Below are 23,435 nucleotides of genomic sequence, written 5' to 3' on the forward strand. Positions count from 1 at the left end.
GCCCCCGTCGGTGTTTCAATCGGCGGAATGTCCGATTCCGAAACTCCGATGCCCGCCCGCCGTTCCGGCGCGGTGGTGTCGGACCTGCATCTCTTCGCCCGGCGCTCGCGGGGCGACCGCTTGTTCGCGGAGTTCGAAGCGGAAGCCGGAGACATCGACTCGCTCGTCCTCAACGGCGACACCTTCGATTTTCGCTGGTCGCAGCTGCCGTCCGAAAGCGCCACGGTCGACGCGGCGCTCGAATGGCTAACTTCGCTTCTCGAAAGGCAGCCGCGCTGGGACGTTCACTTCGTCCTCGGCAACCACGATTGCGTGATCTCGTTTCACGAGGGTCTCGAACGGTTGGCCGGAGATCACCCGCGCCTTCACTGCCATGAGCACCGGCTGCGGCTCGGCGAGTTGCTTTTCCTCCACGGCGATTGCGCCAACCAGAAGATGGACGCCCGCAAGCTGGCGCGCTTCCGCAAGTCATGGAGCCGCGACCACCAGCGCGGACCGACGGCCGCAAGGCTCTACGACGTTGCTGACGCCCTCGGCCTGAGCCACCGCTTTCACGATCTCTACTTCCGCCAGGCGATCACCACGGCGCGCGTCGCCCATCACCTCGATCAGGTGACCCCCGGATGGACCGAGGAAATCCGTCACTGCTACTTCGGCCACACCCACCGACCCTTCCGCGATCTCGTCCACCGCGGCGTACTCTTTTCCAACACCGGCTCGGCCATCCGCAACATGGGCTTCCAACCGCTGCGCTTCGAGTGGTCGCTCTCCTCCCCTCGACAATCCGCCCTGCGACCATGAAACCGAAAGTCACCTGCTACTCCGGCGGCGAAGGCCGCTTCATGGAATGGTCGCAGCAATGCCGGGCCAAGCTGCTCGGCCCGATGCTCGCACGCTGCGCCGAAGCCGGCCTGCACGCCAATCACATCACGCTCTCGTCCCTGCTCGCCGGGCTGGCATTCGTGCCGGCGGTGATGTTCGGCCTGCCCGGACTTGCCCTGGCGATGCTCGCACTCCACGTCATGCTCGATGGTCTCGATGGACCGCTCGCGCGATTCCGCGGGCAGGCGTCGAACCGCGGTTCGTTCACCGACACGATGGCCGACCAGCTCGTCGTGACAGCCAGCACGCTGGCGATGGTCCAGAGCGGCCACGCTGCGGCATGGCCGGGCGGGCTCTACGTTTTCCTCTACGCACTCGTTGTCGGCTTCGCCCTCGTCCGCAATGCCCTCAACGAACCCTACAGCTGGCTGTTCCGGCCACGCTTCGTGATCTTCGGTTGGTTCGCAGTCGAATTCTACTTCCTGCCCGGCAGTCTCGACACCGCACTGTGGATCGCCTCCGCCGCGCTCGGGATCAAGGCGATCACCGGCTTCATCCGGATCCGCAGGCGGATGTGAGATCATCCATCACTGCTTCAGATTGATCCAACCGATCCGAGGTCCTTTCGGAACCATCGCACGGTAGCGCTTCAGGATCGTCTCCAACTCCGCGACCACCTCCGGGTGATCCGCGATGACATTCGTGCTCTGAGCCGGGTCCTCCTCAAGGTTGTAGAGCTGGGCCATCGGCGCGTCGGCACGATACTTGCCGTCGACGATGTCGGAGTTCGGCCTGCCGGCGAAAGCCAGACCCGGCGGTCCGGCGAGCAGATGCTCGCCCGGCTTCCTACCTTGGAACCCGCCCGACCCGCGCTGCGGGATGTAGACCCATTGCCGGTGGCGGATGCCCAGGTGCTTCGGGCTGTTCGGGCTGATCACGAGCGTTTCACGCAGCGGCTTCGGGCTGGCCCCGGTCAGATTCTCCAGTTGGCCGATGCTGTCGGGCCCCTCGCCCTCCTTCAGCTTGCGGCCGGTGATCTCGGCAAAGGTCGCCAGCAGGTCGATCTGGCTGATCAGGGTGTCCGATGTGGTCCCGGCGGGAACCTTTCCCGGCCACCTGACGACCATCGGCACCCGGTGGCCGCCTTCCCACGCACCAAACTTGAATCCCAGCAGGTCGCCATTGATCCTGTGCCCCGCCTTCCACGCCTTCTGCGCCGTGACGTTGAGCATGCCGCCGTTGTCGCTGGTGAAAACGACCAGCGTGTTGTCGGTCGCCCCGCGCGCCTCGACCGCGGCAAGCACCTCGCCGACGATCCAGTCCAATTCATGAACGAAGTCGCCGTATCGGCCGCACTCGCTGGTACCGACGAACCGGTCGGCCGGCGTGAACGGGTGATGGATGTTGGTGGTCGCGAGATAGAGGAAAAACGGGCGCTCGTCGGACCGTCCCTTCAGCCAATCGACCGCGCGTTCCTTCAGCGTGGTTCCGATCCGCTTGTCGACGTAGAGCTTGTGCGCCGCCTCGCCACCACCGATCGCACCGTAGCCGCCCTTCTCCGGCATCCGCTTGGCGACCGACGGCTTGCCGTATTGGAAAGGGTCCTCGGGGTCCGCTCCGAAAACCCGGTGGTTCTCGACGTACACGAACGGCGGTCCGCTGTTCACCGAGGGGATGCCGAAGTAGGTATCGAAGCCCAGCTCGAGCGGCCCCGGCTTCAGTTCGCCATTCCAGTCCGGCTCCTTCTCCCCGAACCCGATGTGCCACTTGCCGAAGCACGCGGTGTCGTAGCCCGCCTCCTTCAGCAATGACGCCAAGGTCATGCTGCCAACCTCGACCGTCAGCGGCTCACGAAGCGGAACCGGCCCCCACAGGTTCTTGCGCAGCGGGTAGCTGCCGGTCAGCAGTCCGTAGCGCGACGGCGAACACACTGCCGATGGCGAATGCGCATCCGTGAATCGCCGGCCCTCCGTCGCGAGCCGGTCGATGTTCGGCGTCTTGAGTTTGGTCGCGCCATAGCAACCGAGATCTCCGTAGCCGAGGTCATCCGCATTGATCAGGACGATGTTGGGCTTCTCGGCAGCGAAGGCTGAACCCAGCGACAGGATGATCGAACCGAGGATCGCGGTAACCATGCGTGGCGGGCGACTCATACCGACAGTTACAAATCGTCTGCCGCGATTGGGTTCACCGCGAACACGCCAAGGACGCAAAGCCTCGACCCACGAACTTTGGATTTCCTCTTCTTTGCGATCTTGGCGTCTTTGCGGTTCCATTCTCTAGCCTTGGAAATCGATTCATTCGCCTCCCGCCTTCTCAGCCTTCGGATAGTCCCCGCCCTGGTCGGAGTGCTTGCAACTCGCACGCCAGTCGTCCAGCGCTTCGGTCATCGCCTTGACCTTCTCCGGATGCTCGGCGGCGATGTCGGTCTTCTCCGACGGATCCTTGCCAAGATCATACAGCTCCCACTTCTTCCCGTCGTTGGTGGTGATCAGTTTGAGGTCTCCGTCCATCCACACCCGCTGGCGACTCGACTGGAATCCGATCGGTTCCGATCGCGGCGCATCGTTGCCCTCAAACACGGAGAGCAGCGAGATGCCGTCGATCGGCCGGTCCTCGGGCACCGGCAAGTCGACGATGTCCAACAGCGTCGGCAGATAGTCGCTGGTCACGGCCGTCGACTTCGTGCGACTGCCCGCCTCGATCTTCCCCGGCCACTCGATCACCGCCGGGACACGCACCCCGCCTTCCCACAAGGTCGTCTTGAATCCGCGGAACGGCCCCGGGGATCCGACATGCTCGGCATCCCCCTGCCGCGCCGGACCATTGTCGGAACAGAAGGTCACCAGCGTGTTGTCGGCCACGCCGAGATCCCGCAACGTCTTCCTCAGTCTCCCGATCTGCTCGTCCATCGCGGTCACACAGGCGTAGTAGTGCTGGTTCGGCACCGGGTGCTCGGCGTAGCGCTTGCGATACTCCGGACCGCCGACCACCGGACTGTGCGGCGCGTGGAACCAGATGACCGTGAAGAACGGCTTCTCCGCCTTCACCGCCTTCTCGATGAACGGCACCGCGCGGTCCATCACGATCCGGGCGCTGTCACCCTTCTGCGGCTCGGTGACGTTCTCGCCGTTGTGCCAGAACAAACGGCGGGTATCGTACTCGCCGCCTCCGTGTTTGTTCTTCGGGTCGTAGGGATCCCAGGTCGCGACCGAATACTCGGTGGAAAACCATTGGTCGAAGCCCGCCATGCCGGGAGTCATGTGATTCTTCTCCGGTGCCCGCCCTTTCCCTTTTCCGGAGAACTCGGCGGAGAGCGTGCCGAGGTGCCACTTGCCGAAGTGCCCTGTCGCGTAGCCGAGCTTGCCCAGCAACTCGGGCAGCGTGATCTCCGGCGCCCTCAGGTGACCCTTGTTGGCGAAATAGACCCCGTAGCGGAAAGGATGCCGCCCGGTCAGGCACGAGCCGCGCGTCGGCGAACACACCGGCGCCGCCGAATAGAACCGCTCGAACACCATCCCGCTTTCCGCCATCGCGTCGAGCGACGGTGTCTCGATGATCTTCCCGCCATTGAAACCGACATCGCCCCAGCCGAGGTCGTCCGCCATCAGCAGCACGACATTCGGCCGCTCGGCCGCGGCGGCAAGGTGAAGGCAGGCGAGATAAAAGATCGTCAGCAATCGCATCCCGCCGATACGGGACCCGGGGAGCGGCGCCTTTCAGGCGCCGGAAACAACCCCCGACACCCCGCGCCGCGACATCCCTCCTTCCCTTCGCTCGGGACTACCGCTATTCTGCCGGATGATGAACGATGCCCCCGACCATCTCGGCCGATTCCTGGTCCTCGCGGTCCTGATCGGCTGGCCGGTGGCGATGCTTCTCGCCTGGTGGATGCGCCGGGTCTGCTCCCGACGCCTCGACCGCCTTGGCGAGGCGAGTTCCGAGGAAATGCTGTCGGAGCTGGAGTCCGAGTACGCCCCGCGCCCCGCGATCCGGATCCGTACGCAGACCGAATACCTGCCGTTCCTCGTCGAGTGCATCCGCGAACAGGTCGACAGCGGTCTCGATGACGACAAGGTCCGCTGCCTTCAGGAGCGTGCCGAGGGCAGCAAGCCGAACGAGGAACGCGTCGCCACCTTCACCGTCGAAACCGCAGGGACCACCGACACGCTTTCGATCGCCTGGACCCGCGACGAGTCCGACCGCATCGACCTCCGCATCCGCGCCGCCCCGCGGATCATCAAGGCCCTCCGCGAGCACAAGAAGAAGGTCCCCCGAGCCAAGCCGGTCACCCCGGCGGGTTGAGCGAAAACCGGCATCCGCCGGGGGTCAGGGCCGAGGGGCCAGTGGTCGGGAAATGGAGCGCCGGTTATGAAACCGGCATCTTCCGTCAGGCCGAGCCGGTGATCAGTGGTCGGTGGCCAGTGGTCAGTAGCCGCGAAAAGAGCGCCGGTTAATGAAATCGGCATTATTCGGCTGAACCCACGTCGACGCCGAAGAACCGAGGGGTCAGGGGTGAGGAGCCAGGGGCTGGAAGTGGAGCGCCGGTTGTGAAACCGGCATGTGCAAGTAGGAGGACATCGGGAACCAAGAACGGAGCGACCGCGATGATACCGGTATCCTCCGTGTGACGAAGCGACCGAGATCCGAAGGCACACCGACTCCAACTGCCCCATCGGGGCTTCATCCTATAGCCCAGGGTAAGCGCAGCGCACCCTGGGTCATTCATCTTCCGGCACAGCCGCACTTCTCAGATCAAGGCGCAGCCTTGATTCGCATCCCAGGCCGTCAGCCGCACCCCGAGGATCAGATTCCCCCATCCCAGGACCAGGTGATATCAGCAAGGACCGTCCCGCCGAAATCCCACCCACTCCCCAACCCTGATATCACCCCTCCGAGCTCAGGAATTCCTTGAAACATCAGGACCTCCAAGCCCACCCTCCCTCAAATCACCTCCCGGATATCAACCCTCGGGTGGGTATGAATAAATACTGTTGTGCAGCATATAGGACCTCCGTGTTCCGGGGTCGATGATCCTGTTGGGGGACGGATCGAGGTGGATCGGAAGTGGCATCGGGCTCGGGCACTTTACCGACGCAGGCCGAGATCGTTCGGAGCATCACCGGCATACCGCTGACCGGGCGGCGTCGTGGTTCTGCCGTTCGATTTCGCGGCGGACGGATTTCATCATTCGCCAGCGCAGCCCGGGGCGTCGCATCAGCTTCGGGAGGCCATCCCCGTGTGGGCATCGGCGACGCGGCGTGGACACTTCGCGAGCGTTGCGGAGCGGTCCGGCAAGGCACCAAACCGTCCAAGCACAACAAGCCGTGGGTGGCGACGCCTCGCAGCGTCCGAGCCGGATTCCATCTGCCACATGAGAGCGGACCGGGGCTGGCATTCCAGCTTGTAGGGGCGCGTCACCACTTTATCGTTGGGCAGAATATGAGAGGACCAGTATTCGGGATCGTAGCGTGGGGCGTGCTGGCAAGCTGGGCTGGCGCCGTTGAGCCCTCAGTGGTCGAGATCTATCAGGCCACGGGTAGCACTCAGGATACTCGGACAACGGATCCCGGAATCTTATGTTGGGGTCATGAGGGGGTATACCACCTTGAGTTTCGAGGGTCGGCTGCGACCGACGTCAACTTCGAGAGTGCTAGGATCTACCTCCGGGACGGCTCGGGTCTGGATCTCGCCGATGCTCCGCTACTTCCGAAAACCAATGACAAGGAGGGAGTGGCGTCGCAGCACTTCGAGTTCTACGTAGCGGCTTCAGTTGCTCCTGCCAGCTACGTGATGCTCGAACGAGGGGACGCAACATACCGAATCTGGATCGGACGCCCGAAAGAGGAAGCGCCCAAGCAATCTGAATAAGCCCAACAAGCCGGTGGAGGATCGACGCCGGTCAGCGGCCGTGTTGAATCGGAATCGCCAGACGCGGCTGGATCTGATTGATTTCTCGCAGGCGCGGCTAGCGCGTCTCACCTTCGACGTTCTGCTGGAAAGACGCACCCATGAAGAAGACCATTGGAGGTATTGGAGCGGGCCTTAAAGCCGTAGCCAAGTCGCTAGTAACCCCAGCGACGCGATTTCAGGTGGGAGACAATCCTCTCCTCTGTCCGATCTGTCGACATGACGAGTTTGATCGTCGAGAGATGCTTATGAACACCAGTGGCATGAGCTTCATGAATATGGATTGGCTCAACAGTTCCGCTTGCGCCTTAGTCTGTCAGAAGTGCAAGCACATCGAATTGTTCGCTGAAACGCCTTCCGAACGGTCGGTCTAGCAACACTGGAGCCGACGAAGAAAAATTTGCAGAACAAGCCGTGGGTGGCGACGCCTCACAGCGTCCGAGTCGAACTCCATCCGCCACACGAGAGCGAACCTGGGCCGGCATTCCAGCTTGTAGGGGCGCGTCACCACTTTATCGTTCTGCCGGGAATGCGGATTCTAAAGCCATTGCTGGTTCTCTTAGCCACCACCCTGTCGTTGATGACGGCAGGCATTGCCACACCGCTCGGCGGGCGAGCTGACGACGAGATCACCGTCCTCAAGATTGAGTTCACGGAGAAGCAGGGCGATTCGCGGTTTTACGAACTGAAGGGCTCAAGAACCCTCGATGCCGAGAGCGCGGGCTTAGTTCGTCAGGCGTTTTCGACTCCGGGTGTGAAGCCGCCAGCCCTCCTGGATGTCATCGTCGATTACTTCGCGGTCCGGATTGGCGACGAGCTCTTCTACGTCGTGGAGATGCAGGAGCGAGGATTTCAGATTACCCGTGCACGTATGAGCGGAGACGCCCTTGAACGAGTGGAGGGCCCGTCCCGAGTCATCGGGAAGCATCCGAAGCTTAAGGAGCTGCTGCAAGACGCTCTCGATGGCATCGAAGACTCAACCGACGAAGAATAGATGGCAGAACAAGGCATGGAAGATCGACGCTCAACCGCCGTCTTGTTGAACGCCTCACCGGCGACTAGCACCGTTTCCAATTCCTCGGCGCGCGGCCTTGCCTTCGCGCGTCTTCACTGAGACGTTCGATCGAAAATGAAGACCCCGCAATCGGATCTCAGTCCCGAAGAGACGGCTGATTTCGGAGGTCGAACCGCACCAGCCCCAGCTAGCCAAGGATTTCGATGGCGACGACTCTGGGTTTGGTTTTCGATTCTAGCACCCGTTTCGATCCTTACATCGGACTGGATGCTGTTTCACGCGATCATCCTTTTCTCGGTCGGGCCTTCACTCATCGGTGGCTCGATGAGCAGGCGCGGAGCTTTCATGTGGCCCTTCACCATTGCCTTCTGCACATCGCTATCGATTGCAGTGTTCGGGCACGGTTTCCTGCACGATATTGGCGTAGCAGAGTTGTTGCCTAGAATGCTCGGACAGGGCACGAAGGACTAAAAAATCGAACAAGCCGAAGATGGCGACCCCTCTCAGCGGCCTTGTTGAATTTCCGTTTTGGTGGTTCAATCCGTCAACGAGAATCGGAGCCCCGCCATGAGGGTCGGGATCGCCATTTCTCAGACGTTGGCCCAAAAATTAGACTCCCCTGCGATGCGCCTTTGCACCTTGGCCGCGATTCTCTCATCGGGCCTGATCACTTCATGCACCAAGAGCGAGCTGCGATACGAATCGGCGAGCATGGAGCCGTCAATCACGCGAGGCGAACTGATTACGATCGAGCCAGCAGCATACCGTGGCTCGAAGCCTGCACGATGGGACGTTGTGTTGTTCGAGGCACCCACCGGAAGTGGTGGTAGTTGGGCGTCGAGGATTGCCGGCTTGCCGGGAGAGACTGTCAACTTCCGCGACGGATCCCTTTTGATCGACGGAGAGCTTGTGGAGCGTCCAGCCCACGTAGCGATAGCAGGTTTCCACGCCCCTGATGGTGACTTGAGTCCTGCAGCACCGGGTCCGGTGTCGTTCCCATTCAAGATCCCTGCCGGGAGCTACTTTGTCCTCGGCGACAACGTTGATAACGCTCTGGACAGTCGCTACTGGGGCGGGCTCGATGAAGCCAAGATCCTGGGCAAGGTTGCGGGCAAGTAGCTAGACCAACCAAGGCCAACAAGTCGGAGCAGGACGACGCCTACCAGCGGCCTTGTTGAAAATCGGTTTTGGTGATTCATTGCCTTCAACAGAGTTCGGGAGCGCCGCTTTAAGGCCCGGCGCCGCCTGTCCTCAAACGTTAGCCCAAAGAATATGCCCGTTGCGGTCACAGCTCTCACCAATTGGGGCTTCTCGGAGTTACGAAGCCAGATCGAGCACCGAGCTTGGCCTGATTTCCGGCATGGATCGTTCTACCTCGACATGATCCAGTTCGCGGATCAAGCGACGGCATCAGGGCGGCGGGAGGATCAGATCGCCGCGATTTTGATTTATCAGCAATTGGTCGAGGAGTGGCTTCATGTGATCGACTATTGGTGCCACTTTGAATGTGCACTCGGAATCTTCCCGACTGAGATCGCCTACTCTACACCCGAGAGGATCACTTTTGGGCAGTTGATCGATCGGGTAGCCCGCCTCCAAGAATTCAACCACAAGGAGGAGCTGCTGAGCGCCTGTCGTCGCCTCAATGCCGAGGTCCGTAACAAGACCGTTCACAGGCTACTGCTCGATAACAATCTAGACGGTCTTCCGGGCATGACCCGAATTGCGAGAGAGTGCTGCGAGCAGATGACTGAACTCGTTCAGGGCATCCAGGAATCCTTCTTTGACGAGTTCGAGCGCTTGGCGAATCAATTGGCCATCCCGGACAAACGACAAGGCTAATCGGGTCCCGGGGAGTGATTAGCTCCCCGGTCCCACACCACCCTGCGTACGGGTCCGTACAGGGCGGTTCCGATCAGACCCGGGCCAGTGGCCCGTAGTGGAGCTTGATCCATGTCGCCCTCATGTCGGGCACCCCTTGTTCCTCAAGCCAACGATTGTTGAGTGCGTGTCGCACCAGTGACATCTGGCTCATCCGCCAGTAGCCTTTCCGGCTCCGCGACGCCTTGTGCACCTCCGCCGGGTCAATGCCCAGAGCGAGAAGCTGTCGACGCCGCGTGCGCGGCTGCTTCCACTGTTTCCAGTAGTACAACCTCACCCTTCGCCTGACCCATTCCGCAAGCCGTTCGATCACCGTGTAGGTGTTACTTAGCTTGTAGTAGTTGAGCCAGCCGAGGACATACCGGCGCAGTTCGCCGATGACGTCCCGCACGGCGTGGCCCCGGTTGCGTCGGGTGATCCCGCGCACGCGCTCCTTGAAGCGGTGCAGCGCCTTGTCCGTCCACACCAGCCGGCCCTTGCGGTCCATGGCATAGCCGAGGAATTCGCAGAAGCCCAGCCGGGTGCAGCGGCTCTTGGCGCGGTTGACCACCAGTTTGAGCCGTCCTTCGCAGAAGCGGGCCAGGCTTGCCATCACCCGGCCCGCCGCCTTCGCGCTCCTCACCATGACAAGGAAGTCGTCGGCGTATCTCGCGAACTTGTGGCCGCGTGCCTCCAGTTCCTTGTCGAGCGGGTCGAGCACGATGTTGGCGAGCAAAGGCGACAGCGGCCCGCCTTGAGGCACCCCGAGGGGCGTGGCCTCCCGCGTGCCGTCCGGCAGCACCACCCCGGCGGTCAGGTAGCGACGGATCAGCCCGAGCGTCACGCGACACCCGACCTTCTCCCGCAGCGCTTCCATCAACCGGTCGTGGTTGACCGTGTCGAAGAACGATTTCAGGTCGCAGTCCACGACGTGGCGGCGGCCTTCCGTCCAGCCGGACTCCATCTCGGCCACCGCGTCGTGCGCGGAATGGCCGGGCCGGTAGCCGTGGCAAAAGCGCCGAAGGCCTGTAGGCGCTTTGGACGGAGCGAAGCGCAGCCCCGAAGGGGTGAGGGGGCGGGCGGAGCCCCCGAATCAATGTTCGCTGAAGTCCGCTTCAAAGCGCGGACCCAGCACTTGCGCGACGGCCTGCTGGATCACCCGATCCAGTACCGTCGGGATCCCGAGGGGACGCCTCGTCCCATCGGGTTTGGGGATCCACACCCGTCGGACGGGTGCGGGATGGTAGGTGCCATCCCTGATGGCTTCGGCGATCCTCGGCCACTCCGCCCGCGCGAACGCGGAATGCGGCGGTCGGCTTGCCGACCTTTTCCCTCGCTGGTTTCCGGAGGAGGAAACCACTGACCGGCATGGCGTGAGTGGAACGAGGGCAAAAGTCGTCGACGGTCATTCCGTCGATCCCCGGCGCACCCTTGTTCACCTTCACGCGTCGCCACGCTCCGGCCAGGTTCTCCGGGTCGAGGACCGCTTCGGTCATGTCTCTTGCTTGAGGGTCTCCATGCTTCCCTCCGCGGCGGCTCCCGTCCATGCCTCGCCTACCGGCGTCGTCGGCTGGGGCGTCCGCCACGGGGTCGAAACCCTCCTCATCGGTTCGGTCCTTCATCGGCCGAGACTTCCGGCAACTTTGCCGCGCTTCATCACGCTCCGGCTCGTTCTCCGACTACTACGACCTCTGCTGACTTCTCACCCACTGATGCGGATGAGATCTCCCCAGGTAATGGCACGTTGCTCTGCTGCACTGCCGCCGCATTTACCTCCACGGGCATACCAGACGCCTTCGGTGTGTTGTGCCACCTCGGCGCGCCGTGTCGGCCTTCTATGCGGTTCTTGTCCATCGACTCACAGCTTTCCCATAGCCTTCCTTCATGCGTCCGGTCGCCCTCGCGCACTTGGCCTCTGGTAGTAGTTTCGTTTCATGTTCTGGTATTCCTACAGGGGACTTGAACCCCATTTACAACGTGCCCATGCTGGGCACACACAAGTCGGAGCACAGAACCCCTGACCCGCCGCGAGTTCTAGCCGTCATGCCCACCACAACCTCAACCCGCAGTCGAAGCCGCGCCCCCGGTCAGGGGTTCTGTGTCCTTTAACGTTCTGCCACATAAAAAAAGTGGGAGGGACTGAGCAGATTTGACGAACTCCTTACAGACAGCGCTGCGGGTTATCCTATCCTAGGATCATGAAGCGAATAGCCCTGCTTCCCATTCTGCTGGCATCAGTTGCATTTGCCTCGGAGTCACTGCCACTTGCCTCGACGGAATACACCCTGATTCTGACGCATGAAGCCAAGCGTCCGGAGGTGCGCCTCCCCGGCGACGCGATCCCCGAGAAAGAGTATCGGGCGGTAAAGGAGCGCAGCATCCTACACGTCCGATTTACCGAGGACCGGAAGGCGGTCGAGATCATGCCGGCCGGTATCGTCGGAAAGGTTGCGAATGCTGATGCCAAGAAGCGCGTCTACCGACTGACCAAGGGGCTTTTTGCGGGCGGTCAGTTGATCATCGAGTCCACAGCGAATGGATTGACTGCGACTTTGACTGAATATGGCTCCGGCGTTCCTGTGATTTCGAGCGTCCGAGGCGAATTCAAACCAAAAGCTCCAGAGGCAGAACCAGGCGGCGCTGGACGACCTGCTACCAGCCCCCAGTCGGATTTGGAGGGTGGTGAGAAACCTCAACCCAAGGCGGAGACTTCTTCCCGGTAGCGGTCGCCTGTCCTTCGCCGTTCGGCAGAAGAATCGAAGCTTCGGCTTTCCCGTTTAGGTCATGAAGGATGAGCAAAACGACAGGGTTTACACCCATTGCCCGATCTGTGGCCACCTTCTTACGGACGAGGGGATCGTTGGGAGTGAGTTGAGGGGCTCATTCTGGATCTGCGAGTGTTGTGGTTGCGAGTTCGGTTACGACGATACTCCAGCCTACCGGGAGAAGTGGATTGAGAGTGGATGCGCGTGGTTCAACCCCAAAGCCCGGCCGCAGGAATGGTCACTCGATGACCAGCTCACACGTGCAGACCTCACGTGGGTTAATCCTTCGTCGACTTCGGTCTGACCCTGCGCGCGAAACAAACAAGGACAGCTTCAAGTTAGAAGTGCATCGCCAAGGTTCCTCGTTGCACACTTGCGCTGGGGCACGGAATCCGTGCCACCGGCGTAAGCCGGTCACCTCGCTTGCCCTTCAACGTTCGCTCCAAAATTGACACCGCCTGAGGTTTCGCTGAGACTGATCGCATGAAGACCTTGGCTGAGGTGCTCCCAGAAGTTGATCGGCTCTCCGAAGAGGACCAATCCGGCTTGGTCGCGCACATTCTCGCGAATCTCCGGGGTGCTCCTCTTGGCCCCGATGATAAAGAGGTCGCCAGACGAGAAGCCGAGATCGACGCCGGCACCGCAGAGTTCATTACCTTTGACGAACTCCGCGATGCCGTCGGGCGATGAGTAGGGAAATCCTCTTCCACTCCGCCGTTCAAAAGGAGATTCGCGAGATTCTTGATTACTACGAAGCGATTTCTGAAGCACTCGCTGACGATTTCTGGACAGAGCTGACCGAGGCATTCGACTACGCCCGAAGTTTTCCAAAGCGCCACCATTTTGATCCGAGTGGACGGCGCCGCTCCAACCTGAAGAAGTTCCCTTACCACTTCCTGTTTCGGACGACTGACTCCCAGGTCAAGGTAACCGTCGTGCGACACCATTCACGCAGTCCAATCTATGGGAGCCGCCGACAATAGACCAAGCGGCCAGAATGCTGCATGGGAGGATCGACGCCGATCAGCGGCCGTGTTGGACCGGACTCGCTGAACGCAGCCGGATCTGATTGATTCCCAAAAGGCGTGGCTCGCGCGTCTAACGCTCAGTGTGTGCGAAGGCCGGATGACGCGGCGATTTTCACCCGGACTTCGCGGACAAGGTCAGGATACCATCCAAGCTGTCCCCCGTGAAAAACTCTCATCATCATAGGTTGCAGCCTGCTTACAGGCACGGCGTGACCGGCCCTCGACGCTAGCCCAGCAAACATGGCTGATGTATGAAACCCGCTAGGACCGAGAAGCAAGCCGAGTCCGACCGGATGCTGCGGGGACGCAGGTTCTCACGCTTCGGCCTGTTGGCTTACGCCGCTGCCATTGTTCTGGCATTCTATCCCGGCGGCGCGATCGCTGCAGAAGACTTTCTCGGCGGCGGAGGTGTGGCGGAAACCATTCTGCCGATCACGTTCATCGCCATCGGTCTCGGCCTGCATCTCGGAGCCATCCGATACGGCCCGAAGTCGGTAGGGATCTGGGGATTCGTTGCGGGGCTGACGCTTGTGCCAATCCTGGCGTTCGGGGCGCTGCTCCTGTCTTTGTCCTTTTTCCTGAATCGCTAGGCAAACCAACCGCGGCGCGGCAGCGATCGAACCGTTCAGTGATTGATCCGGCACGCCCGTGGGGCACCTGCACTGGCAGCACCCGGAGCGAATCGGGATCGTCATGGGCAAGCTTCTCTGGTTTCTTTTTAGGAGGCGTGACCGGCACGTCTCAACTCGCACAACCCATGAAAGGACCCCTCATTGCTGCGTTCTCCCTAATCGCGTTGCTCGGAGGATCCGTCTACCTGATCCCGCGATGGGTTGCCGCATCCCGGGCTCGGCCGCTCTACGGGAACTTCGACATCGGTTTACGCTGCATGGGTGGTCACGAGATCTTTCTCTTTCTCGCCGAGACCCGCGCCTACGACAATTGCCCCGGACATCGCTCATTGGATTCTCCCGCCGAAGTCATCAGGACCGAGACGTCGGTCACGATTCTCAATTCCCGGGATCAAACGCCCCGGCTGCGCATCGACTACGACGGTTCGCGGCATACCATCACCAGCATCGAGCGCGGCTGGACCGAGGACCTTCCCCAGGTGTCCAACCCTTGGAGAACCTGGTTACCGAAGATTTTGCCCGAGTAGCGGCCTCCATCGAAGAGCCCGCATGCACGACAGGAAGCAGCGGCGATGAATCCCATGCGGTCCACATGGTCAGCATGAAACCCCTCGTCAGCCACCGATACTGGCCTGTCTGGTGTTTTCCCTTAATGTCATCGACGAGGACGTTTGCCTCCAAACCCTGGAAGCGGAGTTCCCCGCCGCAGGGGAGAAGCATTTTTACCGGGTGGAGTATTCCGACTGACGGAATGCGCCGAAAGCATCATGGCCGTTCACCCGGAGCGGAATTTACATGTTCTTTTCCCAAGCAGCGAACTTCGTCAGTGTAGAGAAAGCCTATGAGCAAGACCGCAACCCGTGGAATCATCGTCGCAAGCGGCATGGGGACCCTCCTGTTGGTTGGATCCGTTTTCGCCGGTGATCCCCTTCCATCCGAAGGCGAGGGACTGACCGCAACGCCACGCGGAGTGGCACCTCTTGCCGGGCTCGCGGCGTTCGTGCCCAAAGACGCGGATGACTCGAGGGACTATGCATGGTCGGTCCGATTGAGCGCCCCGAAGGTGGTTTGGGAGATCGTCGGGAAAGAGCGACCGAAGATCGAATGGACGAAGATCGAGGCGGAGGTCGAGATGGTCACGATGGACATCGCCATGGGATACTCCGAGGCGACCCAGTTGAGCGAACGGAGTCAGAACCGGGTGGTCGATCTGGGTGGCAAGCGGCTCGATCGCGAAGAAGCCATGAAGCGTCTTGAAGAGGACACCCCGGTGATGGTGTCGGTTTCGGGAGAAATGCCGGACCCGTTCTATCTGCGCTGCATGAAGCCGGGCACGCTGGTGATCCTGATCGGCCTGCCTTCCGCCAGGGAATACGACCTGCTGCCGAGGCCCCGAGACACAGACCGGGGAGCCAGCCCAACCGGAGATGATCCGCCGACCGACCGGCCCGAGGCAGATTGACACCCGTGACCGCGATCCTTAGGGCTGCTTCGGATGGGTGCCCGCGGTAGCGGGTGCCAACACTCCGACCTTTGCCACAGAGTTCCATGCCGATACGAGAATCCGTCACCCTACTGGCCGCGTCCGGACTGCTCCTTGTGGCGGCCGCGGTCACCAGCGATTTCAGCCTTTGGAGCGATCCTGCAAACGAGACGGTTCCGTGGTTCTGTGGTGCCCTCGCCATCGCGCTCCTCATCGTGACGCTCACGTCCGCCTTGACCGGATGCCGGGTCGGCGAACTCCCCCGCTCTCGTGTGCTTGGAGTCGCCATCGGCGTTCCCCTGATTCTCGGTATCGGCCTGGTGGTGGACGCCATTTCGTACGGCTTCACGGACGACAGGGTGACGATCATCGGGGAATGGCTCGGATTCACCGTCATCCTGATCGGCCTGCTTTGGCTGCCGAGACTCCGGCCGAGAGACTGAACGTTGATCAGGGCGGCGACAGGCTTTTCAGCGCGTTCTTGTTGCCGCGCGGCCGGGTTGGTAGGAAACGAGGTGTGCTGCCGGAGTCACAGGGGTTCGAGCCACCAAGATCCTCACATTCCCGAGAAACCCAACGATGTATCGACCATTCCTTCTCCTACTCACTGCGGTCGCCCAGCTTGCCGCCAGCCCGATCCCCGACTTTCCGTTCACGGCGGTCCGTGGCTCGGCCACCGAAGAGGTCGCACCCGACGAGGCCACGATTCGCTTCACCGTGCTCTGCCATGACGCGAGTTCGGAAGTGGCCGTCGCGACCGTGAACAAGGTTCTGACGAAGCTCGTGGACGGCATCGTCGAACTCGGTGTCGGCAAGGACGACCTCGTGGCGGCGGACCTCTCGAAGGAGGCCGTCCGCGAAAAGGGAGAAGACTACAAGCGGCTCAAGATTATCGGCTACGATGCTTCCCGGGAGGTGAAGGTCACCGTCTCCGAAATCGCCCGCTATACCGCGGTGGTCCGGTTGATCATGGCGACCGACCATGTCACGAGAGTCTCGAGCGACTTCGATACCACCAAGCGGGACGAACTTGAAGCGACCTTGATGGCGAAGGCCTGCGCGGATGCAAAGCGGAAGGCGGAGTTGTTGTGCGAGGGTGTCGGCACGGAGCTCGGGGATGTGTTTGCCGTCTCCGACCAGAATCTGACGACCCTGTCCGATCAGTTCGGCTTCGGATACTACGGTTCGGTCAGCGCCGGGTCGGCCCTCCTTCCGCCGATCGGCTCCGGCGACGAAGTCCCGGTGTTCGTGCCGACCACGATCGAAGTTCGGGCCTCGGTCCACGTGCTCTACCGTCTGGGTTCCGCAGCAGGTCCCGGGCAGGGTGGCGGGAAACCCGCAGCGAATTCCGAGACACCGACCCGCTAGCGGATCCCGCACTTCCGGTAACCCTTGGAGAGATGAACATTGCTTCAGAGATCGAAAAGCTGACCTCGCTCAGAGATCGCGGTGATCTGTCCCCTGCGGAGTTCGAGCAGGCAAAGGCGCTGGTGCTGTCCGGGAAAGATCCCGACGCCCAACTTCCTCCCCATCCAATTCGGGAAGAGTCGGAGAAGATCCGCAAGAAGGCGAAGACCCAGCTGCTCGGTGGAATTCTCGCATCCACGGCCGCAGTGCTGAGCGGATGTTCCGTGCTCCTCAACCCCTCCACTCTCAAACTCGTCATCATGACCCTCTGGGTCATCGCCTCGGTCTTCTGGTGGATTTCCTACTTCAAGCTGAGAACCCAACGCGGAAAACTTGGGCGCTCATGACGCATGCGGCGCCGCCGCTCCCCTGACATCAACCTTGATCAATCGTGAACGAAGTCGTTGCCGACACTTGGACCAAATTCAACACGGCGGTATTCAAGAACTCATTGGATAAATCGCTCGACCGGTACAGATCTCCCTATGTCTTCCGAGGGCTTTCAGACTCAAGTTTCCAGCTTCTCACGTCGCTGCAGCGCTTGAGGCATTCCAGAGAAACACTTGAAACCGTCGAGCAGGCGCTGCTGCGGAATTTCGAGAAGTATTCGAAGCGTGACGATTTGGGCTCCGAGTGGCGTCGAATCACCATTGGTCAGCACTTCGGGCTTCCGACCCGACTGCTGGATTGGAGTTTCTCCCCGTTGGTCGCCCTACATTTCGCGACATGCGATCTGTCCCAGATGGATCGGGACGCAGCGGTTTGGTGTCTCAATGTTCCGCTGATCCATAGCTTCCTTCCCTCTCGGCTTGGCGATTCCCTCGCAGCATTGCGGGCGAACGTGTTTCCAATTGGAACTTTGGAGGAATCATTTCCGAAGTTGGACGAGTTCCATCGAAAGGAAGGAGATCAAGATCCATTCGTGCTATTCTTCGAGCCTCCTTCGGTGGATGAGAGGATCGTCAATCAGGTCGCCCTATTCTCTCTCCTCTCGGACGTGTCCAAGCCACTTGATGTGTGGCTCCAGAACTGGACATCAAAAAAGCGGGGACTAGCCACAAAGATCATCATTCCGGCAGCCAAGAAGTGGGAGTATCGAGACCGACTCGACCAACTCAACATCACGGAGCGAGTCCTTTTCCCGGGACTCGACGGGCTCTCGGACTGGTTGCGTCGGTGGTATTCCCCAAAAAGGTGAACGGGCAAATGCCGCCCAAAGCCGAGCCCTTTCAGAGACAAGAGCAACTGGCTCAAACATTGACGCTTACCGGAACAAGACCATGCCCATCAAACGTGTCGGCAGGTTTCTCGAAACCGAGGACCTCGGAATCACCCACTCGCTCGGAATCGAGTCCGGGATGGTCGATGAGTGCGTTGACGAGGTCGCGAGGCGCGGACTGAAAGGCGTGTTCGGAAGCCGGTGCTTCAGCTTCTTCGAGGACAACCTCGATTTCCTGCAGCGGATTCCCGCAACCGAGCAGGTCTGGTTCTGGGCGATCGACCTGAAGAACATCGATGGGCTTTATGCTTTGGAGCGCCTCCGCCACTTCGGTGTTCACGAAAGGCGGGCTCCGATCGACTTCTCGAAATTCCCCGAACTGGAGCGAATGTCGTGGCATACGCGAACAAGGGATTCGGGCATCGAGAAACTGACCAAGCTCGTCAAACTCGACCTCTGGCGGTTCAAGCCGAAGAGCAAAAGCTACGCGGATCTGCACCTGCCCACGTCGCTCGAAAGGCTCGAAATCAACTGGTCGAACCCGGCGGACCTGAGCGGTTTCCCGGCTCTGCCGAATCTCCGCGAGCTGCAGCTCCATTGTTGCCGCAACCTGACGAGTCTCGAAGGCATCGCGGAAATCGCTCCCAACCTGAAGAAGCTGATCGTGACCCGGTGCGCGAACCTCGCGGAATACGAATCGGCACGGGATCTCGATCTCGACCACCTCTATATCAACATCCGGGGCAAGGCGGTGGCCGCCAAACGTCCGGGGCGCGACTGAGTCCGTCACTCTGCCGCCACCTTACCGGGCTTGCGCGGGACCGAGGGTCGCAGGCATGCTCGGGGCATGCCGGACGAAACCATCACCCCCCCTGCCGAAGAGCTCGTCCGGGCTCTCGAGGCCGAGGACCAGAGCGCGATCCTCTCGATCGCGGGGGCGATGCACTATGCCGACCTCTCGCAGGTCTATCAGGAGCTGGAAAGCGAACGGCATGAGGTTTTCCTGAAGTCGATCGGCCCCGAGATCGCGGCCGACATGATCGTCCAGCTCCCCGATTCGATGATCGAGGAGGCCCTTGACCACTTCGGCCCCGGCCAGCTGAAGATCCTCTTCCGCGAACTGTCCGACGATGACCGCGTCGACATCCTGCAGGCCGTCGGTGACGAGCCGCGGCTGCGGTTTCTCGGACTGCTCGGACCCGAAGACGAGGAACTGACCCGCAGCCTGTTGCGCTACGAGCACGACACCGCGGGCGGGCGGATGACGACCCGCTTCGGCCGGATCTTCGCCTCGATGACGGTCAAGCAGGCGATCGACCACCTGCGCCGCGACCAAGAGAACACCGAGACGCTCGCGCGGCTGTTTGTGGTCGATGCGCGCGGCCACCTGATCGGCCGCGTCCGGCTCCGCGATCTGGCCTTCAACACGTGGGACACCCCGATCCGAGACATCATGGCGGAGGTCGGACCCGAGCAGCGCGTGCTGGCGACCGCCGACCAGGAAGAAGCGGCCAACCTGTTGCTGCGCTACGACCTGATCGTGCTTCCGGTGGTTGACGAGTTCGACCACCTGCTCGGGATGATCACGCACGACGATGCGATGGAGATTCTCCAGGAGGAGAGCACCGAGGACATCGAGAAGCAGGCGGGTATCGTCGGCGAGCAGGCCGAGGAAAGCTACCTGCAAAGCACCGTGCTCACGCACTTCAAACGGCGCTTCGTCTGGCTGTTCGGCCTGGCTCTGTTGGCGATCGCGTCGGGCTACGTCATGATGCGTTTCGAGGACACGCTGATGCAGGTGTTCCTGCTCTCGCTTTATCTGCCGATGGTGGTCGCATCCGGCGGCAACACCGGCGGGCAGGCATCGACGATGGTCATCCGCGCGATGTCCCTCGGCGAGCTCGGGCCGGGCAGCGCGAGCCGGGTTTTGTGGAAGGAACTCCGGCTCGGTGCGATGCTCGGCCTGCTCCTCGGCCTGACCATCGCCACCATCACCGTGCTGATCCTACCGGCATTCCGGCCGCAGCTTCCGGAGGGCGTCAGCTATCTTCTCTTCGGCGCCACGGTGGCGGCAGCGCTTTCGGCCCAGGTCGTCACCTCGACCTGCATCGGCGCCCTGCTACCGATCGGCGCGCGGGCCATCCGGCTCGATCCCGCGGCCGTCGCCGCACCTGCCATCACAACCTTGGTGGACGTCTCCGGCATGGTCATTTACTTTACCGTCGCCCAAGCGCTGCTGGGGCTTTGAAAACGCCCCCAACTGTCGGAAATCTTGAACTCCGGAACCGCAAAGGCCCCAAGACGCAAAGGACAGACGAATCTCGAAGTCCTTGATGGAGAACTTCGCGCCTTTGCGTCTTTGCGGTTCACCCCCCACCATGGGAAAGTCGGTTCCGCCACACGAGCAAGCTGCCGATCATGAGGGAACTGAAAGATGGAATCCGCGCCGAGGTCCGGCTCGACTGGACCGGGCGCGTTCACAAGCGCTTCCGGGGGACCGACGCCGACCAGCGCTACGCGACCGAAGTCAAGGTGCTGAAGGTGCTGGAGGAACGCGGCTGCCCGTACGTCCCACGGCTGCTTGAAGAGCACCCGGAGGAGAACTACTTCGTCAGCACTTCTTGTGGCGAGACTGCTGGAAGCATCAGCAAGGAACGCGCGCTGCAACTCTTCGCCGATCTCGAGAACCACTACGGCGTGCGCCACCTCGATGCCGAGCGGCGCAACATCACCTACGACGCCAAGTCTGGCCGGTTCTGCATCATCGATTTCGAACTCGCCGACATCCTGCCGGACCCGGCCAACCCGCCGGAGCCCGGGACGATCCCTTCCGAGTGATCACTTCATCGGCCAAGCCGGGTCGTCGACCCGCGCCTTCGCCATCAGCTTGACCGCCTTCTTCACGAGGTCCGGCTTGTCCCCGGCGAGGTCGTTCTTTTCACCGGGATCCTTGGCGAGATCGTAGAGTTCGACCTTGGCCTTCGATCCGTTCTTCACCGCCTTCCAGTCGCCGAAGCGGATTGCCTGGATGGCATTCGGCTTCCGGCCTTCGTGGAGCTCCCAGTAGAAGTAGTCGCGCTCAGGTGCATCCCCGCCCTCGAGAAACGAGACCAGCGAGTGGCCGTCGGTTTCGAAACCGTCGGGAAGCTTGCCGCCCGCCAGCTCGACCGCCGTCGGCAGGAAGTCCCAGAACGCCCACGGCTCGTCGGTGTCCCGGCCCGCCGGAACCTTGCCCGGCCACCACGCCACGGCGGCCTGACGCAGCGCGCCCTCATACATCCCGCGTTTGAAGCCGCGCAGCTTGCCGTCCATCGTCTGGTTGAAGCGCTTGCCGATGTCCGACGACGGAGCGAAGGACGAACCGTTATCACCGGCCGTGATCACCAGCGTGTTGTCGGCGATCTTCAGCTCCTCGAGCAACTCGAGGACTTCACCGAGATCATGGTCGAGGCGCGTCACCATCGCGGCGTAGTTCTTCTCCTTCTCGCTCCAGTCCTTGTCCTTGTAGATCCCTTGGTCGTCGATCTCGTAGCGGCCGTGCGGCAGGGTCATCGCGTAGAAGAGGAAGAACGGTCCCTCCTTGTTGTCGCGGATGAAATCGAGGGCGGCCTTCTGGACGAGGTCCTGCGCATAGGTCTTGCCATCGAGCGGCACGCGCTTGTCGTTGTCGTAGATGTACTTCGGAAAATAGCTGTGGGCGTGACGCTGGCAGTTGTATCCGAAGAACCGGTCGAAGCCCTTCTTGAACGGGCTGCCGGTGGTGTCGAACATCCCCATCCCCCACTTGCCGGTGCAGGCGGTCGCGTAGCCTTCCTTCTTCAGTAGTTGCGCGACCGTCACCGTCTCGGCCGGCAGAGGCTTTTGGCCTTCCGGCTGGATCTCGCGATTGGCGCGGATCGGACAATGCCCCATGTGCAGGCCGGTCATCAGAGAGCTGCGGGATGGCGCGCAGACACTCGTGCCGGAGTAGGCCTGCTGGTAGAGCGTCCCTTCCTTCGCCATCCGGTCGAGGGTCGGCGTCAGGATCAGCTCCTGCCCATAGGCGCCGACGTCCCCCTGCGCGAGGTCGTCGGAGAGCATGAAAATGATGTTCGGCTTGGCGGTGGCGAGAACGGGCAGGCTGAGGAGCAAAAGCAACGGACGCATGACCACAGTATGGCACCCCGAGCCGGAATATTACACCTCGCGGCGCAAATAAGGGGAACTTCGACGCATTTCCCCGATCGGGCCCGACTCCGTCCGGCGTATCCGACGCGATATGAAGCCCACCATTCTGCTCTCCCTTCTCCTCGCGCTTCCCGTCCTCGGGAAGCCGGTGAAGGTGTTCATCCTCGCCGGCCAGTCGAACATGGAAGGCAAGGTCCAACGGAAACTGATCGACCATCAGGCGACGGATCCGAAGACCGCCGACCTGTTCAAGCAACTCCGCAAGGATGACGGGTGGGCCGTGCGCGACGACGTTTTCATCGACTACCTAGGACGGCATGGCGGGCTGACCGTCGGCTACGGTTCGGGCGACCGTACGGGCGTCGAACTCGAACTCGGCACGGTGCTCGGCGAATATTTCGACGAACCCGTCCTGCTCATCAAGACGGCGTGGGGCGGACGCTCGATCCAGAAGCCGTTCCGTCCGCCGTCGGCCGGGCTACCGGACACCGCAAAGCTCGAAGAGGAACTCAAGAACGCCCAAGAGAAGGTCCGGAAGAACAACGAGAAGCGGAAGCGCGAGGATCCGCTTCCGACGATGGAAGACATCAAGAAGGGTTATGGCGCCGACTACCGCAACATGCTGGAGAACATCCAGCGGGTGCTCGACGAGAAGGACTCCCTGTTTCCCGAACTGAAGGGACACGAACCGGAACTCGCGGGCTTCGTCTGGTTCCAAGGGTGGAACGACCAGTACGGCGGTGCCGAGCTCGAGTATGAGTCGAACATGAAGCACTTCATCCTAGACGTCCGGAAGGACCTCAAGTCCCCCGAACTGCCGTTTGTGATCGGCGTGATGGGCCAGAACGGATCCAAGGAACCGAAGGGCGCGATGCTGACGATCCAAGAGGCCCAGCTCGCGATGGAGAAGGTTTCCGAATTCAAGGGCAACGTGAAGGCGGTCCGCACCGACGTGCTCGTCGACAAGGCCGCCGAGGCGCTCTACCCGACATGGAAAGACAACTTCGAGGAGTGGGAGAAGACCGGCTCCGACCACGGCTACCACTACCTCGGCAGCGCCATCTGGCACGTCCGCATGGGCAAGGCCTTCGCCGAGGCCTTGCTGGAAATGCAGCCGTAGCGGTTGC

The 23,435-nt window shown here is 61.5% G+C and carries 25 protein-coding genes; 21 read left to right on the top strand and 4 right to left on the bottom strand.

The features are described 5' to 3' along the window. Positions 1-27 precede the first annotated feature (27 nt). Complete coding sequence (locus HAHE_RS04350; RefSeq protein WP_338688908.1) at positions 28-801, top strand: metallophosphoesterase; 774 nt, start codon at positions 28-30, stop codon at positions 799-801. After that, entirely contained in the window at positions 798-1,400 is a 603-nt protein-coding gene (locus tag HAHE_RS04355; protein ID WP_338688910.1) for a CDP-alcohol phosphatidyltransferase family protein, read from the top strand. The genes HAHE_RS04350 and HAHE_RS04355 overlap by 4 nt, the downstream gene beginning before the upstream one ends. A 9-nt stretch (positions 1,401-1,409) precedes the next feature. Here the strand turns inward: HAHE_RS04355 and HAHE_RS04360 are convergent, their stop codons facing one another. Together HAHE_RS04360 and HAHE_RS04365 are read right to left on the bottom strand one after the other, a co-directional pair. Beyond that, positions 1,410-2,975, bottom strand: coding sequence for an arylsulfatase (locus HAHE_RS04360; protein ID WP_338688911.1), 1,566 nt, complete (start codon positions 2,973-2,975; stop codon positions 1,410-1,412). A 144-nt stretch (positions 2,976-3,119) separates the two neighbouring features. Further along, positions 3,120-4,508 (bottom strand): sulfatase-like hydrolase/transferase, encoded by a 1,389-nt coding sequence (locus HAHE_RS04365; protein ID WP_338688913.1) that lies wholly within the window; start codon positions 4,506-4,508, stop codon positions 3,120-3,122. Between the two features lie 115 nt (positions 4,509-4,623). Here HAHE_RS04365 and HAHE_RS04370 point away from each other — a divergent pair, with 115 nt between their 5' ends. The 5 genes from HAHE_RS04370 (at position 4,624) to HAHE_RS04385 (ending at position 9,589) form a co-directional block, all read left to right on the top strand. Continuing rightward, positions 4,624-5,127 (top strand): hypothetical protein, encoded by a 504-nt coding sequence (locus tag HAHE_RS04370; protein ID WP_338688915.1) that lies wholly within the window; start codon positions 4,624-4,626, stop codon positions 5,125-5,127. A gap of 1,706 nt (positions 5,128-6,833) precedes the next feature. After that, complete coding sequence (locus HAHE_RS21675) at positions 6,834-7,106, top strand: zinc ribbon domain-containing protein (protein WP_343218196.1); 273 nt, start codon at positions 6,834-6,836, stop codon at positions 7,104-7,106. 155 nt (positions 7,107-7,261) lie between these two features. Further along, positions 7,262-7,726: a hypothetical protein gene (locus HAHE_RS04375; protein ID WP_338688917.1), complete on the top strand. Its 465-nt coding sequence runs from the start codon at positions 7,262-7,264 to the stop codon at positions 7,724-7,726. A gap of 645 nt (positions 7,727-8,371) precedes the next feature. Further along, positions 8,372-8,866: a signal peptidase I gene (lepB, locus tag HAHE_RS04380; RefSeq protein WP_338688919.1), complete on the top strand. Its 495-nt coding sequence runs from the start codon at positions 8,372-8,374 to the stop codon at positions 8,864-8,866. 153 nt (positions 8,867-9,019) lie between these two features. Then, positions 9,020-9,589, top strand: a complete 570-nt coding sequence (locus tag HAHE_RS04385; RefSeq protein WP_338688921.1) for a hypothetical protein — start codon at positions 9,020-9,022, stop codon at positions 9,587-9,589. Positions 9,590-9,662: 73 nt separating this feature from the next. On the opposite strand, the gene HAHE_RS04390 is transcribed toward HAHE_RS04385, so the two are convergent. After that, the gene (locus HAHE_RS04390; protein WP_343218203.1) at positions 9,663-10,571 is read right to left on the bottom strand and encodes a reverse transcriptase domain-containing protein; all 909 of its coding nucleotides are present in this window, start codon (positions 10,569-10,571) and stop codon (positions 9,663-9,665) included. Positions 10,572-11,805: 1,234 nt separating this feature from the next. On the opposite strand from HAHE_RS04390, the gene HAHE_RS04395 reads away from it, so the two are divergent. From HAHE_RS04395 to HAHE_RS04450, 13 genes are all read left to right on the top strand, one after another. Further along, entirely contained in the window at positions 11,806-12,330 is a 525-nt protein-coding gene (locus HAHE_RS04395) for a hypothetical protein (protein WP_338688923.1), read from the top strand. A 525-nt stretch (positions 12,331-12,855) separates the two neighbouring features. Then, on the top strand, positions 12,856-13,062 hold the full coding sequence (locus tag HAHE_RS04400) for a hypothetical protein (protein ID WP_338688925.1): 207 nt from the start codon (positions 12,856-12,858) through the stop codon (positions 13,060-13,062). After that, positions 13,059-13,355 carry a type II toxin-antitoxin system RelE/ParE family toxin gene (locus HAHE_RS21720; RefSeq protein ID WP_353415629.1) on the top strand — a complete coding sequence of 99 codons (297 nt, stop codon included), beginning with the start codon at positions 13,059-13,061 and terminating at the stop codon, positions 13,353-13,355. Before HAHE_RS04400 ends, HAHE_RS21720 begins: the two co-directional genes overlap by 4 nt. A 296-nt stretch (positions 13,356-13,651) precedes the next feature. Beyond that, positions 13,652-13,990, top strand: coding sequence for a hypothetical protein (locus HAHE_RS04405; RefSeq protein ID WP_338688928.1), 339 nt, complete (start codon positions 13,652-13,654; stop codon positions 13,988-13,990). 167 nt (positions 13,991-14,157) lie between these two features. Continuing rightward, positions 14,158-14,559, top strand: coding sequence for a hypothetical protein (locus HAHE_RS04410; protein WP_338688930.1), 402 nt, complete (start codon positions 14,158-14,160; stop codon positions 14,557-14,559). Between the two features lie 314 nt (positions 14,560-14,873). After that, positions 14,874-15,494, top strand: a complete 621-nt coding sequence (locus HAHE_RS04415; protein WP_338688932.1) for a hypothetical protein — start codon at positions 14,874-14,876, stop codon at positions 15,492-15,494. An 86-nt stretch (positions 15,495-15,580) separates the two neighbouring features. After that, the gene (locus HAHE_RS04420; protein WP_338688934.1) at positions 15,581-15,958 is read left to right on the top strand and encodes a hypothetical protein; all 378 of its coding nucleotides are present in this window, start codon (positions 15,581-15,583) and stop codon (positions 15,956-15,958) included. 136 nt (positions 15,959-16,094) lie between these two features. Beyond that, complete coding sequence (locus tag HAHE_RS04425) at positions 16,095-16,883, top strand: SIMPL domain-containing protein (RefSeq protein WP_338688936.1); 789 nt, start codon at positions 16,095-16,097, stop codon at positions 16,881-16,883. A gap of 32 nt (positions 16,884-16,915) precedes the next feature. Further along, entirely contained in the window at positions 16,916-17,269 is a 354-nt protein-coding gene (locus tag HAHE_RS04430; protein ID WP_338688938.1) for an SHOCT domain-containing protein, read from the top strand. A 44-nt stretch (positions 17,270-17,313) separates the two neighbouring features. Further along, positions 17,314-18,120, top strand: a complete 807-nt coding sequence (locus tag HAHE_RS04435) for an FRG domain-containing protein (protein WP_338688940.1) — start codon at positions 17,314-17,316, stop codon at positions 18,118-18,120. A gap of 82 nt (positions 18,121-18,202) precedes the next feature. Further along, positions 18,203-18,922, top strand: a complete 720-nt coding sequence (locus HAHE_RS04440) for a hypothetical protein (RefSeq protein WP_338688942.1) — start codon at positions 18,203-18,205, stop codon at positions 18,920-18,922. A gap of 66 nt (positions 18,923-18,988) precedes the next feature. After that, positions 18,989-20,389: a magnesium transporter gene (gene mgtE, locus HAHE_RS04445; protein ID WP_338688944.1), complete on the top strand. Its 1,401-nt coding sequence runs from the start codon at positions 18,989-18,991 to the stop codon at positions 20,387-20,389. A gap of 170 nt (positions 20,390-20,559) precedes the next feature. Then, positions 20,560-20,979 carry a serine/threonine protein phosphatase gene (locus HAHE_RS04450; RefSeq protein ID WP_338688946.1) on the top strand — a complete coding sequence of 140 codons (420 nt, stop codon included), beginning with the start codon at positions 20,560-20,562 and terminating at the stop codon, positions 20,977-20,979. Here HAHE_RS04450 and HAHE_RS04455 read toward each other — a convergent pair whose 3' ends face one another. Next, complete coding sequence (locus tag HAHE_RS04455) at positions 20,980-22,287, bottom strand: arylsulfatase (protein WP_338688947.1); 1,308 nt, start codon at positions 22,285-22,287, stop codon at positions 20,980-20,982. A 112-nt stretch (positions 22,288-22,399) separates the two neighbouring features. Between HAHE_RS04455 and HAHE_RS04460 the strand changes: the two genes are divergently transcribed. Then, entirely contained in the window at positions 22,400-23,428 is a 1,029-nt protein-coding gene (locus HAHE_RS04460; RefSeq protein ID WP_338688948.1) for a sialate O-acetylesterase, read from the top strand. Positions 23,429-23,435 lie beyond the last annotated feature (7 nt).

Origin of the sequence: Haloferula helveola, from assembly GCF_037076345.1 — a bacterium.
GTDB classification, from domain to species: Bacteria; Verrucomicrobiota; Verrucomicrobiia; order Verrucomicrobiales; family Akkermansiaceae; genus Haloferula; species Haloferula helveola.

Coding starts and splice junctions, on each gene's coding strand:
- HAHE_RS04350 (WP_338688908.1), top strand. CDS start 28: ATGTCCGATTCCGAAACTCCGATGCCCGCCCGCCGTTCCGGCGCGGTG.
- HAHE_RS04355 (WP_338688910.1), top strand. CDS start 798: ATGAAACCGAAAGTCACCTGCTACTCCGGCGGCGAAGGCCGCTTCATG.
- HAHE_RS04360 (WP_338688911.1), bottom strand. CDS start 2,975: ATGAGTCGCCCGCCACGCATGGTTACCGCGATCCTCGGTTCGATCATC.
- HAHE_RS04365 (WP_338688913.1), bottom strand. CDS start 4,508: ATGCGATTGCTGACGATCTTTTATCTCGCCTGCCTTCACCTTGCCGCC.
- HAHE_RS04370 (WP_338688915.1), top strand. CDS start 4,624: ATGATGAACGATGCCCCCGACCATCTCGGCCGATTCCTGGTCCTCGCG.
- HAHE_RS21675 (WP_343218196.1), top strand. CDS start 6,834: ATGAAGAAGACCATTGGAGGTATTGGAGCGGGCCTTAAAGCCGTAGCC.
- HAHE_RS04375 (WP_338688917.1), top strand. CDS start 7,262: ATGCGGATTCTAAAGCCATTGCTGGTTCTCTTAGCCACCACCCTGTCG.
- lepB (WP_338688919.1), top strand. CDS start 8,372: ATGCGCCTTTGCACCTTGGCCGCGATTCTCTCATCGGGCCTGATCACT.
- HAHE_RS04385 (WP_338688921.1), top strand. CDS start 9,020: ATGCCCGTTGCGGTCACAGCTCTCACCAATTGGGGCTTCTCGGAGTTA.
- HAHE_RS04390 (WP_343218203.1), bottom strand. CDS start 10,571: ATGGAGTCCGGCTGGACGGAAGGCCGCCGCCACGTCGTGGACTGCGAC.
- HAHE_RS04395 (WP_338688923.1), top strand. CDS start 11,806: ATGAAGCGAATAGCCCTGCTTCCCATTCTGCTGGCATCAGTTGCATTT.
- HAHE_RS04400 (WP_338688925.1), top strand. CDS start 12,856: ATGAAGACCTTGGCTGAGGTGCTCCCAGAAGTTGATCGGCTCTCCGAA.
- HAHE_RS21720 (WP_353415629.1), top strand. CDS start 13,059: ATGAGTAGGGAAATCCTCTTCCACTCCGCCGTTCAAAAGGAGATTCGC.
- HAHE_RS04405 (WP_338688928.1), top strand. CDS start 13,652: ATGAAACCCGCTAGGACCGAGAAGCAAGCCGAGTCCGACCGGATGCTG.
- HAHE_RS04410 (WP_338688930.1), top strand. CDS start 14,158: ATGAAAGGACCCCTCATTGCTGCGTTCTCCCTAATCGCGTTGCTCGGA.
- HAHE_RS04415 (WP_338688932.1), top strand. CDS start 14,874: ATGAGCAAGACCGCAACCCGTGGAATCATCGTCGCAAGCGGCATGGGG.
- HAHE_RS04420 (WP_338688934.1), top strand. CDS start 15,581: ATGCCGATACGAGAATCCGTCACCCTACTGGCCGCGTCCGGACTGCTC.
- HAHE_RS04425 (WP_338688936.1), top strand. CDS start 16,095: ATGTATCGACCATTCCTTCTCCTACTCACTGCGGTCGCCCAGCTTGCC.
- HAHE_RS04430 (WP_338688938.1), top strand. CDS start 16,916: ATGAACATTGCTTCAGAGATCGAAAAGCTGACCTCGCTCAGAGATCGC.
- HAHE_RS04440 (WP_338688942.1), top strand. CDS start 18,203: ATGCCCATCAAACGTGTCGGCAGGTTTCTCGAAACCGAGGACCTCGGA.
- mgtE (WP_338688944.1), top strand. CDS start 18,989: ATGCCGGACGAAACCATCACCCCCCCTGCCGAAGAGCTCGTCCGGGCT.
- HAHE_RS04450 (WP_338688946.1), top strand. CDS start 20,560: ATGAGGGAACTGAAAGATGGAATCCGCGCCGAGGTCCGGCTCGACTGG.
- HAHE_RS04455 (WP_338688947.1), bottom strand. CDS start 22,287: ATGCGTCCGTTGCTTTTGCTCCTCAGCCTGCCCGTTCTCGCCACCGCC.
- HAHE_RS04460 (WP_338688948.1), top strand. CDS start 22,400: ATGAAGCCCACCATTCTGCTCTCCCTTCTCCTCGCGCTTCCCGTCCTC.